10 protein-coding genes and 1 other RNA gene are annotated in these 14,894 nt (G+C 53.3%); 5 read left to right on the top strand and 6 right to left on the bottom strand.

The genetic code is table 11. From position 1 onward, the window contains the following. Nucleotides 1–27: 27 nt before the first annotated feature. Together sufB and sufA are read right to left on the bottom strand one after the other, a co-directional pair. Nucleotides 28–1,521: a Fe-S cluster assembly protein SufB gene (sufB, locus tag PMI17_RS21345; protein ID WP_007892719.1), complete on the bottom strand. Its 1,494-nt coding sequence runs from the start codon at nt 1,519–1,521 to the stop codon at nt 28–30. A gap of 7 nt (nt 1,522–1,528) precedes the next feature. Then, entirely contained in the window at nt 1,529–1,903 is a 375-nt protein-coding gene (gene sufA, locus PMI17_RS21340) for a Fe-S cluster assembly scaffold SufA (protein WP_007892717.1), read from the bottom strand. A 389-nt stretch (nt 1,904–2,292) separates the two neighbouring features. Here sufA and PMI17_RS21335 point away from each other — a divergent pair, with 389 nt between their 5' ends. After that, complete coding sequence (locus PMI17_RS21335; RefSeq protein WP_007892715.1) at nt 2,293–2,697, top strand: hypothetical protein; 405 nt, start codon at nt 2,293–2,295, stop codon at nt 2,695–2,697. A gap of 30 nt (nt 2,698–2,727) precedes the next feature. Here the strand turns inward: PMI17_RS21335 and PMI17_RS21330 are convergent, their stop codons facing one another. Further along, complete coding sequence (locus PMI17_RS21330; protein ID WP_007892713.1) at nt 2,728–5,781, bottom strand: FAD-binding and (Fe-S)-binding domain-containing protein; 3,054 nt, start codon at nt 5,779–5,781, stop codon at nt 2,728–2,730. Between the two features lie 205 nt (nt 5,782–5,986). Here PMI17_RS21330 and ydiK point away from each other — a divergent pair, with 205 nt between their 5' ends. Both ydiK and rprA read left to right on the top strand, forming a co-directional pair. Further along, nucleotides 5,987–7,099 carry an AI-2E family transporter YdiK gene (ydiK, locus tag PMI17_RS21325; protein ID WP_007892711.1) on the top strand — a complete coding sequence of 371 codons (1,113 nt, stop codon included), beginning with the start codon at nt 5,987–5,989 and terminating at the stop codon, nt 7,097–7,099. Nucleotides 7,100–7,428: 329 nt separating this feature from the next. After that, an RNA gene (gene rprA, locus PMI17_RS25005) (antisense sRNA RprA) lies at nt 7,429–7,536 on the top strand. A 100-nt stretch (nt 7,537–7,636) separates the two neighbouring features. Here the strand turns inward: rprA and ppsA are convergent. Continuing rightward, a complete protein-coding gene (ppsA, locus tag PMI17_RS21320) occupies nt 7,637–10,024 on the bottom strand; it encodes a phosphoenolpyruvate synthase (RefSeq protein WP_007892710.1) in 2,388 nt (795 codons plus the stop codon). A 450-nt stretch (nt 10,025–10,474) separates the two neighbouring features. Between ppsA and PMI17_RS21315 the strand changes: the two genes are divergently transcribed. Beyond that, on the top strand, nt 10,475–11,302 hold the full coding sequence (locus PMI17_RS21315; protein WP_007892708.1) for a pyruvate, water dikinase regulatory protein: 828 nt from the start codon (nt 10,475–10,477) through the stop codon (nt 11,300–11,302). A 198-nt stretch (nt 11,303–11,500) separates the two neighbouring features. After that, nucleotides 11,501–12,550 (top strand): 3-deoxy-7-phosphoheptulonate synthase, encoded by a 1,050-nt coding sequence (locus PMI17_RS21310; protein ID WP_007892706.1) that lies wholly within the window; start codon nt 11,501–11,503, stop codon nt 12,548–12,550. A 3-nt stretch (nt 12,551–12,553) separates the two neighbouring features. Here PMI17_RS21310 and PMI17_RS21305 read toward each other — a convergent pair whose 3' ends face one another. Further along, nucleotides 12,554–13,993: a YdiU family protein gene (locus tag PMI17_RS21305; RefSeq protein ID WP_007892703.1), complete on the bottom strand. Its 1,440-nt coding sequence runs from the start codon at nt 13,991–13,993 to the stop codon at nt 12,554–12,556. Nucleotides 13,994–14,091: 98 nt separating this feature from the next. After that, nucleotides 14,092–14,835, bottom strand: a complete 744-nt coding sequence (locus PMI17_RS21300; protein ID WP_007892699.1) for an EAL domain-containing protein — start codon at nt 14,833–14,835, stop codon at nt 14,092–14,094. Nucleotides 14,836–14,894: the final 59 nt, after the last annotated feature.

Raw genomic sequence — 14,894 nt, 5'->3', positions numbered from 1 at the left:
CCTTCACATTGCTTCCGGCAACGGGCATCAGCCCACACTGTGCTCAAGGCTGATAGCTAACAATTTTTGCGCTTCCACAGCGAATTCCAGTGGCAGCTCGGAGAAAACGTCTTTGCAGAAGCCGTTAACGATCATTGAAATCGCATCTTCTTCGCTGATGCCACGCTGCAGGCAGTAGAACATCTGATCTTCACCGATGCGCGAAGTGGTAGCTTCGTGCTCCAGATGCGCCGTGTTGTTACGCGTTTCCACATACGGGAAGGTGTGCGCACCGCACTCGGCACCGATCAGCATCGAATCACACTGGGTGAAATTACGCGCGTTGGTGGCGGTTGGCATGATTTTCACCAGACCGCGATAGGTGTTCTGGCTCTTACCCGCAGAGATACCTTTCGAGATGATGGTCGACTTGGTGTTTTTACCAATGTGAATCATCTTGGTGCCGGTATCGGCCTGCTGACGGCCTGCGGTCAACGCCACAGAGTAGAACTCACCAATCGAGTAATCGCCACGCAGAATGCAGCTTGGGTATTTCCAGGTGATCGCAGAGCCGGTCTCGGACTGCGTCCAGGACATCTTGCTGTGATCGCCTTCGCACAGCGCACGCTTGGTGACGAAGTTGAGGATACCGCCCTCGCCTTCACCGCCCGGGAACCAGTTCTGCACGGTGGAATATTTTACTTCCGCGTTTTTGTGGATGATCACTTCTACCACGGCTGCGTGCAGCTGATAGGTGTCACGCACGGGCGCGGAGCAACCTTCGATGTAGCTAACGTAACTGTCTTCGTCGGCGATCAAAATGGTGCGCTCGAATTGACCGGTTTTAGCCGCATTGATACGGAAATAGGTCGACAGCTCCATCGGGCAACGTACGCCTTTCGGGATGTAAACGAAGGTACCGTCGGAAGCCACTGCCGAGTTCAGCGCGGCAAAGAAGTTATCGTTTGGCGGCACCACAGTGCCGAGATACTTCTGCACCAGCTCGGGATGATCGTGAATCGCTTCGCCGAAGGAGCAGAAAATGATGCCCTGCTTGGCCAGCTTGTCGCGATAGGTGGTCGAAACGGAGACGGAGTCGAAAATCGCATCCACCGCGACTTCACGACCTTCACGCACCGGAACACCTAACTGATTAAACGCCTCTTCCACTTCCTGCGTCAGGTAATCGCTTGACGCGACGCTGCCTGAGGTTTGGGTAGCGCCGGGTTCAGAAGCACAGCTGTCATCGCAGTTGCCGCAGGACGGCGCGGAGTAGTAGCTGTAATCCTGATAATCCAGTTTTTCGTAGTGCGCTTTCAGCCAGTGCGGCTCTTCCATCTGTTCCCAGGCGCGGAACGCCTTCAGACGGAATTCAAGCATCCATTCAGGTTCGTTACGCTTAGCCGAAATCGCGCGCACCACATCTTCATTGATGCCGTGGGCAAATTCGTCGGTTTGTAACTGGGTAAAGAAGCCCTCTTTATAATTGAGCTTACCTTCCCACATTTGTACATCGTCAGATGCTTCGCTGTGTCGTGACATATTTCACTTACTCGACGCCAAAGCTTTCACCACACCCACAGGCGTGTTGAGCTTTAGGGTTGTTGAATTTAAAAATCTGGTTCAGACCTTCGCGGACGTAATCCAGCTCGGTACCGTCAACAAACGGCATCGCCTGAAGTGGCACAAACAGTTTTGCGCCGAATTGCTCAAACTGCAGGTCGTCATCGGCAGGATCTTTCACCAGGTCCATAACGTACCCAAAACCGGCACAGCCGGACGTTTTCACACCCAGTTTCAATCCCTTGACTTCAGGGTCTTGTTCTACCAGGTTAAGAATCTGTTTTGCTGCCGATTCGGTCAGCGTGAGCCCTTTCCAGACGAAATCTTCGGGTGAAAAAGAGTCGGCATTTACTGATGACATTGTGCTACCTCGTATGTCTGGGCCTTTTCAGGCTATCCCCCTATGGTAGTGATATCAGATATCACTTCAACCTCTTGTTTTGCAGGGATAATCATCTCGTGCTATTTTTTACTGCTGCTTTATTAAGCATAGTCGCTTCCGGGCAGATTGACGGTGGCCTTCCCGTGCACACCCTGTATACGTAACCCGTTAAATTGGCGTAAAATTTCCAAAATCAATTTTACGTTTCATTCCTGATTGATAGGTTACGCCTTTCTACTATGTAAATAAATTGTTATTGCCGATTTTACTAACAGGCAGAAGGAATCAATAAAATTTCACAGCGGGAATTGCATTCCTGACGCGGTTGAATATGATAATGATTATCATTAACCAATTAAGGTGGCGATATGACGCTTACCGTCTCAGCCTGGTTACAACATAAAATCGACGAATATAAGTTCTCGGTACGCGATATCACCGTTGACTTCTACATGGCTCAGGCAAAGCTCAACCGCACCGATTGCACCCTCGAACAACTGCGTCGCTTTAACGACACCTGTCTCGATATGGCAGAAATCTGCGAACTGAATGGCGACGATCACAGTTTTCTGCATGCCATGGGCAAGCTGCATCACCGCTTAGTGCAGGAGATGGGCAACGCCGATCGTGACCGTTTGTTTCGCATCCAGGCTTATCAACTGGCGCGCCTATCGTTAACACGTCTGTGTCATCAACTGGCGCTCAGCGGCGAGTGGGATCAAGCCACCCGCCTGCAGAGTGATTTCGTCCGCCACGCAGGCTGGATATTCTAATCCAGCTTTGTGACGTCTCCTACAATTTGTTTACATCATTTCCAATAGTGCTTGCAGCGGATGGCGCATGCCATTGCCTTCGGCGCGTTTAACCTGGCTGCGACAGGAAAAACCGGTTGCCAGGCAGCGCTGACGCGGCAGCTTTTGCAGCTGCGGATGCCATGACAGTTCGTAAATCCCCAATGAATTCTCCAGATTTTTACTTTCATGGCCGTAAGTGCCCGCCATGCCGCAACAGCCCACGTTGACATTCTCCAGCTTCGCGCCAAAGCGCGCAAAGATACCCTGCCACTGATTTGGCGTGGACGGCAGTGCCGTCACTTCGGTGCAGTGCGCAAACAGATACCAGGCTTCACCGCTGGCGGTTTGTACCGCGCGCTCCGCCAGCGCACTGTGCAGCCACTCGTGTACCAGCTGAACGTTAAACTCTCCGCGCTGCTCACCAAGCACCTGCTGGTACTCATCGCGATAACAGAGCACGGTTGCCGGATCAACGCCAACCATCGGCATGCCGAGCTTCGCCACACGATTCAGGAGGTCTGCGGTTTTGCTGGCAGTGCGCGCAAAGCGTTGCAGGAAACCTTTCACATGCTGCGCTTTGCCATTCGGCGAAAACGGCAGCAGCACCGGGCGATATCCGAGCTTCTCAATCAGTTTGACGAAATCAGTAACCAGTTGCGCTTCGTAATAGCTGGTGAAGGGATCCTGCACCACCAGCACACAGTTTTCACGTTGCGTACTGTCGAGCGCCTCCAACTGTTCTAACGTCAGGTTCATCGCCGGATGACCGCTCAGCTGCTGCTTCAGGCTCGGTGACGACAACAGCGGCAGATCGACCATGCCGATGTGAGTTTGACTGAGTTCACGCATCCACGGCTGCTTCAGGAAGAAGTTAAACACGTTGGGCGCCTTGGCCATTAACGGTGCATAACTCTCAACGCTGGCCACCAGATGATCGCTCATCGGGCGCAGATAGCGGGTGTGATACAGCTGCAGGAAGCGCGAACGGAAATTCGGCACATCAATCTTAATCGGGCATTGTGTCGAACAGGCTTTACACGCCAGACAGCCCGACATGGCCTCTTTCACTTCGTGCGAAAAATCATATTCGCCCTGCTTCGCGTGCCAGGTGTTACGCGTGCGCTGAATTAAGCTGCGCAGGCTAGCGCCCTGATGAGGAAGCGCCTTTTCCAGCTGGTTGGGATCCACACCCTGTTCGGAGAGCAAGCGCAGCCATTCACGCGTTAAGGTAGCGCGCCCTTTCGGCGAGTGAATGCGATTACGGGTGATTTTCATCGATGGGCACATCGGGCTGCGCGCGTCGAAATTGAAGCATAAACCATTACCGTTACACTCCATCGCACCGCGCCACTCATTACGCACTGTGACGGGAATCTGTCGATCGTAAGTGCCGCGCTTCACGGCATCGACCTGCATCATCGCTTCGTTACTGCCTAATGGTGTACAGATCTTGCCTGGATTCAGGCGATTATCGGGGTCGAAGGCGGCTTTAATACGCCGCAGTTCATTGAACAGCGTTTCGCCAAAGAATTCAGGACTGTATTGCGCACGGAAGCCTTTACCGTGTTCACCCCACAGCAGACCGCCATAACGCGCAGTCAGCGCCACTACTTCATCAGAGATCTGCTTCATCAGCAGCTCCTGCTGCGGATCGCACATATCCAGCGCGGGACGTACGTGCAGCACGCCAGCATCGACGTGGCCAAACATGCCATAGCTCAGGCCGTGGCTGTCCAGCAGTGCGCGAAACTCGACGATGTAATCGGCGAGATGTTCAGGTGGCACCGCGGTATCCTCGACAAACGGAATCGGTTTGGCACGTCCTTTGGCGTTTCCCAACAGGCCCACCGCTTTTTTGCGCATATTATAGATGCGCTCAATGCCGCTCAAATCGTCACACAGCTGGTAGCCGATGACGCCGCCGGATTGCTGCCGCATCAGCTCATCCAGCCGCCGACACAGCATAGCGATCTGCTGTTCAATCAGCTCGCCATCGTCTCCGGCAAATTCGACGATATTCAGGCCCAGCATCTCTTTATCGGGTACATCGGTAATCAATTCGTTAACCGAGTGCCAGACAATATCTTCACGTGCCAGGTTGAGTACTTTGGAATCGACGGTTTCTACCGACAGCGCTTTTGCTTCCACCATAAAAGGCGCATTACGCAGCGCTGAGTCGAACGAATCGTACTTGATGTTTACCAGACGACGCACTTTGGGAATGGGCGTGATATCGAGGCGCGCCTCGGTGATAAACGCCAACGTGCCCTCCGCACCGCACAGCAGACGCGTCAGATCGAAGGTCTGCAAATCGTCGCTGAACACGTGGCGCAGGTCGTAACCGGTCAGGAAACGATTGAGCTTGGGGAATTTTTCCAGAATCAGATCGCGCTGTTCGCGGCAGCGGGTTAACACCTGCTGATAGATGCGGCCTTCAGCGGTAGGCGTGCTCGCCAGCTGTTCCGCCAGTTCGGTGGGCATGGCGCGCGTATCAAGGATATCGCCGCCCAGCAGCACCGCGCGCAGACCTTCGACGTGATCGGAGGTTTTGCCATACACCAATGATCCCTGTCCGGAAGCATCGGTATTGATCATGCCGCCTAAGGTGGCGCGATTACTGGTAGAGAGTTCCGGTGAGAAGAAAAAGCCATACGGCTTCAGCCACGCATTGAGTTGATCCTTCACCACGCCCGCTTCAACACGCACCCAACCTTGTTCGGTATTGATCTCCAGGATGCGGTTCATGTAGCGCGACATGTCCACCACGATGCCCTGATTCAGCGACTGCCCGTTGGTGCCGGTACCGCCGCCGCGCGGCGTAAACACCAGGCTAGTGAAGCGGTCTTCACCGGCCAGACGCGCAATCAGCGCCACATCGGCCGTGGAGCGTGGAAACAGCGCCGCATCAGGCAGCAGTTGATAAATGCTGTTATCGGTGGAGAGCGAGAGGCGATCGGCATAGCTGGTGGCGGTATCGCCGGTAAAACCTTGCTCTTTTAGGGACTGCAGGAATGTCAGCACCAGTTGAACGAGGCCCGGTGCCTGAGAAATCTGTGGGATCATTATTGAGTGACCGAGATGTTGTAAACGTTTGCGTCGTCATTTTTTTCAGCCCTTGGTTTTATCATATTTTTTTGCTGGCTGCTGTTTTTTCAGGAATGCGTGCCGCTTCCGCTGCTTTTCCTGTTTAATTTTCGGGAAATAGATCATCATTAATCAGGGCTGTTCAGCCCCACTCTGAAGGATTCAATCGAGGTTAACCGTTGTGATGAAAAGCCTGCAACGCGGTATGGACTTACCGCAAATGCTGTTTTCGCTGATGTTCATTCTGATCATGATCATCGCCTGTCTGTGGGTAGTGCAGCCGTTTATTCTGGGCTTCGCCTGGGCCAGCATGGTGGTGATTGCTACCTGGCCATTGATGATTCGTCTGCAACATCTGCTGTGGGGACGACGCTCGCTGGCGGTGATCGCCATGACTATTTTGCTATTACTGCTGTTTATTATTCCTATTGCTCTGCTGGTCAGCAGCCTGATTGATAACAGTGCGCCGGTAATTACCTGGGCGACGCAGCGCCATCTGGTGATGCCTGATTTCGCCTGGCTACGCGAGATTCCTTATGCGGGCAGAAAACTCTACTCCAGCTATCACAAGTTAGTCGATGGCGGTGGCTCGGCGATACTGAGCCAGGTGCAGCCTTATATTGGTCGGACGACAGGCTTCTTCGTCGCGCAGGCCGGGCACTTTGGTCGTTTTATGATGCATCTCATCGTGATGCTGCTGTTCAGCGTGCTGCTCTACTGGCGCGGCGAACAGGTTGGGCACGGCATTCGTCATTTTGCTTATCGCATGAGCGGACGCCGCGGCGATGCCGCAGTGCTGTTAGCGGGTCAAGCCATTCGGGCCGTGGCGCTGGGTGTGGTGGTCACCGCGCTGGTGCAAGGCGTGCTAGGCGGCATTGGGCTGGCGATTTCCGGCATTCCTTATGCCACGTTGCTGACCGTGCTGATGATTCTGACCTGCCTGGTGCAGCTCGGTCCGCTGGTGGTGCTGGTTCCGGCCATTATCTGGCTTTACTGGAGCGGCGATACCACCTGGGGCACGGTGCTGCTGGTGTGGAGTTGTGTGGTAGGTACGCTGGATAGCGTGTTGCGCCCGGTACTGATTCGCATGGGTGCAGATTTGCCGATGATCCTGATTCTCTCCGGCGTCATTGGCGGTTTAATTGCCTTTGGTATGATCGGTCTGTTTATCGGTCCGGTGGTACTGGCCGTCTCTTATCGACTGGTTTCGGTGTGGATGCATGAAGCGCCCGAACCGGATGATGATATGCAAACCGCCATTGAAGCCCTCGCCGAGCACGAAGAAGAGCATCCTTAAGGTGACAGTGTTGCTGAGATGAATTTTGTCAGGTGCGCCCCCGTGCGCACCAAACTTTCCGCTGCCAATACTCCGTTTTACACTGGCCTTACTTTAACCCGCCTAATGCCCCCGTTCATTTCAGTGAAACAATAATTTTTTTCCATAAGCGATTTTTAAGATAAAACGCAGTTTTCGCTGCTTTAGGCGGGATTCGTTAATCGAATGATTATTTTTCAAACTGAATCAGGCGCGAAAACCTCAGAAAATCTCCATGAAAGGTTATCAGCTTTAAACTAATAAGAGGATTCTTAAAGACGCCAGCGAGCCTGATCAATAACATGTTTCCTATGTTTGGAATCAAGCTACTGATTTTTAAACAACCTTATTCCCCTGAGTAAAGTGAAGAATTGCTGTGTGTAGTCTTTGCCCATCCCCTGTGATGGGCTTTTTTTTGTCTGTTATTAATGCAAAAAAATAAGGCCAGCAGTGCCGACCTTAATGATTTTAACCTCAACGCATCAGATTCATGCCCGATACGTCAAAATTACCGTTTGGTTAATGTTTCGCGGCGTTCAGCTCAGCTAAACCTAACCAGGTTTCCACTACGGTATCCGGATTGAGCGACAGGCTATCAATGCCCTGCTCCATCAGCCATGCGGCAAAGTCCTGATGATCGGACGGTCCTTGCCCACAAATACCGACGTATTTACCCTGTTTTTTCGCTGCCTTGATGGCCATCGACAGTAGCGCTTTCACCGCATCATTGCGCTCATCAAACAGAGCCGACACCACGCCGGAATCGCGATCGAGCCCCAGCGCCAGCTGCGTCATATCGTTAGAACCGATAGAGAAGCCATCAAAGTGCTCAAGGAACTGTTCCGCCAGCAAGGCATTTGACGGAATCTCACACATCATGATCACCTTGAGGCCATTCTCGCCGCGCTTCAGGCCATTTTTTGCTAATTCCGCCACCACCGCTTCGGCTTGATCGACGGTGCGCACAAACGGGATCATGATCTCGACGTTGGTCAGCCCCATCTCGTTACGAACGCGTTTCACTGCTTCACACTCCAGCTTGAAGCAGTCGCGGAAATTGTCGGCCACGTAACGACCGGCACCGCGGAAGCCGAGCATCGGGTTCTCTTCCTCCGGCTCATAACGCTCGCCGCCTACCAGGTTGGCGTATTCGTTAGTTTTGAAATCAGAGAGACGGACGATCACGCGCTTCGGTGTAAACGCCGCGCCCAGCGTAGCAATCCCTTCGGTCAGACGGCCGATGTAGAACTCAATGGGGTCGTCAAAACCTTTCATCATCTGACGAATCTGCTGTTGCAGCTCCGGCGTTTGCTGATCAAACTCCAGCAGCGCTTTCGGATGCACGCCAATCATACGGTTAATGATGAATTCGAGACGCGCCAGGCCCACCCCTTCGTTTGGCAAGCAGGCGAAGTCAAAGGCCCGATCCGGGTTACCGATGTTCATCATAATTTTCAGCGGCAGATCCGGCATGGTGTCGACCTGCGAGCTGGTCACTTCAAAGTCCAGTAGCTCGCCATACACATAACCGGTATCGCCTTCGGCGCAGGAAACCGTGACTTTATGACCATCTTTGAGGTGATCGGTAGCATCACCACAGCCCACCACCGCGGGAATACCCAGTTCACGCGCGATGATCGCCGCGTGGCAGGTACGACCGCCGCGATTGGTGACAATGGCCGACGCTTTCTTCATGATCGGTTCCCAATCGGGATCGGTCATATCGGTTACCAGCACATCGCCTTTTTCAATGCGGTGCATCTCGCTAATATCGTGAATGACCTTCACTTCGCCAGCGCCAATGCGATGACCAATGGCGCGGCCTTCAACCACCACCTTGCCTTTACCCTGCAGCGTATAGCGCTCCATGACCTGGCCATTAGAGCGTACCGTTTCCGGACGCGCCTGCACGATAAACAGTTTGCCAGTGTGGCCATCTTTCGCCCACTCAATGTCCATCGGACGCTTATAGTGCTGCTCAATCAGCACCGCCTGATGCGCCAGCGCCTGCACTTCGTCATCGGTTAAACTGAAGCGATCGCGCTGCTCCTGCTCAACATCTTCAATGCGCACCTGCTCGCCATGCTCCTGCGAATCGGCATACACCATGCGCAGCTTTTTCGAGCCCATGGTGCGGCGCACAATCGCCGGGCGATTGGCTGCCAGCGTCGGTTTGTGGACGTAGAACTCATCGGGGTTAACCGCGCCCTGCACCACCATTTCACCCAAACCGTACGCCGAGGTGATAAACACCACCTGATCAAAGCCCGATTCGGTATCAATGGTGAACATTACGCCAGACGAAGCGAGGTCCGATCGCACCATGCGCTGAATACCGGCTGACAGCGCGACGCCGCGATGGTCGTAGCCCTGGTGCACACGATAAGAGATGGCACGATCGTTAAATAAGGAAGCGTAAACGTGTTTGACTGCGATAATCACCGCGTCATAGCCCTGCACGTTGAGGAACGTTTCTTGCTGGCCAGCAAACGAGGCATCGGGCATATCCTCGGCGGTCGCTGATGAGCGCACCGCGAAGGAGGCCTCAGCATCATCCGCAGAGAGTTGTTCGTAGGCGCTGCGAATCGCCGCCTCCAGCTCAGGCTGGAATGGCGTATCGACCACCCATTGACGAATTTGTTTACCCGCTTGCGCGAGTTCAGCAACATCATCAACATCCGTTTTATCCAGCAAATCATAAATACGCTGGTTCAGTCCGCTTTGATCGAGAAACAGATTAAACGCGTAAGATGTGGTCGCGTAGCCATTTGGCACGGAAACGCCCAGCGACGACAAATTAGTAATCATTTCTCCGAGGGAGGCATTTTTACCTCCCACCCGATCAACATCATGCATGCCAAGCTGGTTGTACCAGAGCACTAGCGACTGTTGGTCTTGATTGGACATTGAGATTATCCTTTTAAATGATGTGAATACACATGGAACATTTTGCTGTTCGCCAAAACAGCCTGGCACAACCGATTAATAAAGACTAAGTGTTGAATCGTTAAAGCAGGAAAAGAGCGGCAAAATAGGATTAGTACGTAGAATTACCTGAGTTGCGCAACCCTTCTATTTCAGGTTAATTGATTGCTGTGGCGATATTTTTCCCCTTTTCAGAGGGTTAGCGATTGATTTTTGTTGCTCAACGCCTGCACACTTTATTTCATGCGCGAAAAGGAAAATGCGCGAAAATAGCGCTTTTCAAAACAGCATTTCATCTAAAATTGATTATTCGCTTATTCATCTTTGTGAGCGCACTAGCGGACAATATGGATATTTCATTTTACTATTATTTAAAATGAAATATTGTCATTGTTAATTTGGTCATGGGTACGCAAGAGGATTATTCGCACTATGAATACTGAACGCAGCGTCTTTTACATTTCTGATGGTACCGCCATTACCGCCGAAGTGCTCGGGCATGCGGTGCTGTCACAGTTCCCGGTGATGACCCATAGCGTGACGCTGCCGTTTGTGGAGAATGTGCAGCGCGCGCAGGCGGTTAAAGCACAGATCAACGCGTTGTATCAGCAGAGCGGCCTACGTCCAGTGGTGTTTTTTTCCATTGTCACTCCTGACGTGCGCGAAATTATTCTGGAGAGCGAAGGCTTTTGTCAGGACATCGTGCAGGCGCTGGTGGCGCCGTTGCAGAGCGAACTGGGCGTCGCATCAATGCCGGTAGCGCACCGAACGCACGGATTAACCGCCAGCAATCTGGGTAAATACGACGCGCGTATTGCGGCGATCGATTACACCCTCGCACATGATGACGGTATTTCGTTACGTGGCCTGGAGGATGCGCAGGTGATTTTGCTCGGCGTATCGCGCTGCGGTAAAACCCCCACCAGCCTCTACCTGGCAATGCAATTTGGCGTGCGTGCCGCCAACTATCCCTTCATCGCGGATGACATGGATAACCTGAAGCTGCCGCCGGCGCTGCGTGCGCATCAGCATAAGCTGTTCGGCCTGACCATCGATCCGGAGCGTCTGGCGGCGATTCGACAGGAGCGCGCGGAAAATACCCGCTATGCGTCGCTGCGCCAATGCCGCCTGGAAGTGGGCGAAGTGGAAGCGCTGTTCCGCACTAACCAGATTCGTTACCTCAACAGTACCAACTATTCGGTGGAAGAGATCGCCACCAAAATCCTCGATATCATGGGCCTCAGCCGCAGCATGTATTAACAGCCTTCTGTTGTGTCGCCAACTTTGGCGACCTCATGGGCTGAGAATCCACCTGTATTTAAGGCGTAAAGCCTGGCTTCCGTCTTGTTGTATGCCCTTTGTTTTTAGCAGGTTGAATTCGCAGACTATTAGTTTATTGTGACCACCATCACTTCCCGGTATTTCACCGCTGCGAAGAACCCATTTTTGAGAATCTCAATGAACAAGACTGATGAACTGCGCACCGCGCGCATCGGTAGCCTGCTGACTCCGGCTGCACTCGCGCATGAACACCCCATTTCGGCGGAAATTGCCGCCAACGTCACCGCGGCACGCCAACGCATTGCGCGTATTCTGACCGGTGAAGATCCACGTCTGCTGGTGATTATCGGCCCATGCTCACTGCACGACCCCAAAGCGGCGATGGAATATGCCCAGCGTCTGACTGTGCTGCGCGAGCGCCATCAGGATCGACTGGAAATTGTGATGCGTGCCTACTTCGAAAAGCCCCGCACCGTCGTGGGCTGGAAAGGCCTGATTTCCGATCCAGATTTGGATGGCAGTTACGATGTGAATCGCGGCATTGCTATTGCCCGCAAATTGCTGCTGGATATCAATGCGCTGGGCATGCCGACCGCCACCGAATTTCTCGATATGGTGATCGGCCAATTTATTGCCGACCTGATTAGCTGGGGCGCGATTGGCGCGCGTACCACCGAAAGCCAGATTCACCGTGAAATGGCCTCGGCGCTCTCCTGTCCGGTGGGCTTTAAAAACGGCACCGACGGCAACGTACAGATCGCGGTAGATGCGATTCGCGCCGCGCGTGCCAGCCATATGTTCCTGTCACCCGATAAAAACGGTCAGATGACCATTTATCAAACCAGCGGCAACCCGCATGGTCATGTGATCCTGCGCGGCGGCCGTCAGCCCAACTATCACGCTGAAGATGTGGCAGCGGCGGCAGCGAATTTGCGCGATTTCAACCTGCCTGAGCAATTGGTGATCGACTTCAGCCACGGCAACTGCCTGAAGCAGCATGGTCGTCAGCGTGACGTTGCCGATGACGTGGCCGCACAAATCCGCGCGGGTTCACGTGCGGTTGCCGGCGTGATGATTGAGAGTTTCCTGCAGGAAGGAAATCAAAAAGTGGTGAGCGGTGAAGCGTTAACCTATGGCCAATCGATCACCGATCCGTGCCTCGGCTGGGAAGACAGCGCCGAGGTACTGGCGAAACTGGCTGCCGCAGTCGACAGCCGTTTCAACTAACGCTTAGCTGGAGCAGCTCACTTCCAGCGTTTTGCCCCACTCTGGCGGCCGTTGGCGCAACTCAGCGCTAACGGCCGCATCGCTATACGGCTGCTGTAACGCGTTATGCAGCCTGGCTAACGCCGTCGTCTCGCCTTTCTCAACCTCTTCAATCACCTGCTGTGCCAGATAGTTGCGCAACACCAGTGCCGGATTGGCTGCTTTCATTACCGCCTGACGCTGCTCATCGCTGGCCTGGTCTTGTAACAGGCGCTGGCGATAGTCGCTGTACCAGCGATCAAAGGCGGCGCGATCGATAAACTCATCACGCAGCGGCGAACGGGTTTCCTGCTGTTGGGTGTCGCTCAGCATGCGGAAGGTCAGCGTGTAATCGCTGTGTTCTGCGGTCATCAGTGACAGCAGGCCGGTGAGAATAGTGTTGTCATTGGCATCTGCTGTTAGCAAACCAAGCTTAGCGCGCATCTTCTCACCCCAAACGCGCATCAACTCATTTTCATACTGGCCGAGCGCCTGCTTAAGCTGTTCGGTACTCAGCAAACCGGATAAGGCATGTGCCAGTCGATTCAGGTTCCACAGGCCAATCATCGGCTGATTTTCGAAGGCGTAGCGCCCCTGATAATCACTGTGATTGCAGATATAGTTCGGCTGATAGTCGTCGAGGAAACCGTACGGACCGTAATCCAGCGTCAATCCCAGAATCGACATGTTATCGGTGTTCATCACGCCGTGCGCAAAGCCAACGCTTTGCCAATGCGCGATCAGGCTGGCGGTTCGTTTCACAATATCGGTGAACCACAGCTGATAACGATCCGCTTCATCCTGCAGCTGCGGCCAGTGATGGCGAATAGCGTAATCCGCCAGCATACGCACTTTGTCTTGCTCACCCGCATAATAGACGTGTTCAAAATGACCGAATCGCAGATGGCTTTCCGCAATGCGCATCAACATCGCGCCGCGCTCCTGCGTTTCGCGCAGTACCGGCTCATCACCAATCGCTAACGCCAGCGCGCGCGTAGTGGGAATTCCCAGATGGTGCAGCGCTTCGGAAGCGAGGAATTCACGCACGCTGGAACGGATCACCGCGCGTCCATCGCCCATTCGCGAATAGGGCGTTAATCCTGCTCCTTTCAGGTGCCAGTCCAGCTTGCCACCCTTGGACAGCTGCTGTTCACCGAGCAAAATGCCGCGTCCGTCGCCCAGCTGTCCGGCCCAAACGCCAAACTGGTGGCCGCTGTAAACCTGTGCCAGCGGCGACATGCCGGGCAGCAGCTCACGTCCTGACCATACGCCGTGGCCGTTGCCGGCAAAGAGCGCATCGTCTACCCCCATCTCTTGCGCCAGCGGTGCATTGTGATAAAACAGCCGTCCACCCGCCAGCGGCGTCGGCGGCAGCGCGGTGTAGAATCCGGGTAATTCTTGCTGCCAACTATTGGTAAATTGCATCGATACTCCTGAAGGTGCACTTTAACAAGGCACCAGCATTGAGTTTTAAGATAAAGCAGAGTGTAACGCCGACGCGGCGCGGAAGACAGGCGAAAGGATTACTGCTGCGAAGGCGTGGGTAAATCAAGGTCGGAATAAATCAGATCGTTCAAGCGTTCGGCCTTAACCACCGGGAACAGACTGCCCTGCAGCTGCGCACCGCTAAGCGTGTTCATCTTTTCCATCATTTGATTATCGTCGACACCGCAAATAATGATCTGCTCTGCAAAATCAGAGAAAGTATCGATAACCGTTTGAATAAATGGCGTAAAGGAAGCGCGCTTAGCCAACCCCTGAATAAAGGCTTTATCCAGTTTCAGGACGCTAAACAGATTATCGTACACCGCATTTGCCGGTGCTTTTCCTGCGCCAAATTGTGAAAGCGATAAACGAAATTCGTGTTGCAACGCCGCTAACAGAGGATGGGATTTACCCAATGCCAATTGCGGAAACGTTTCGCTGATATCCAAAACAATAAAAGGAATTTGTTTGAACTTTCTTAACAGAAACTCGCTGGCTAAAAGTGTATTTGCCATAGAATCATCAATACGAACCAAAGCGATAATTTGATTGAGCTCAAAAAAGTCGCGGTACTTTTCCAGCAATGAAAGTTGGCTCTGTAACAGACGTAATTGCTGCGCATCATCCAGCTGCGGCAACAGCAAATCCTGCGGCAGCGTAATAGGTGCGCTGTCGTGGACAAATTGCGTAACCAGCTCGACCGCAGTCAGCTGGCCCGTCAGAGAATAAACTGGATAAAACCAGGTTTCCGACTGATAGTCGGCAGACAGATGGACTTTCATTTTACAAGCCAGAAGCAATGGCAATTGGCGCATCGTATATCAACGAAAACAACCAGGCA

Source organism: Pantoea sp. GM01 (assembly GCF_000282675.1).
Lineage (GTDB): Bacteria > Pseudomonadota > Gammaproteobacteria > Enterobacterales > Enterobacteriaceae > Pantoea > Pantoea nemavictus.
Note: the sequence above shows the minus strand (reverse complement) of the source record. Positions and strands in the feature narration are given on the sequence as shown.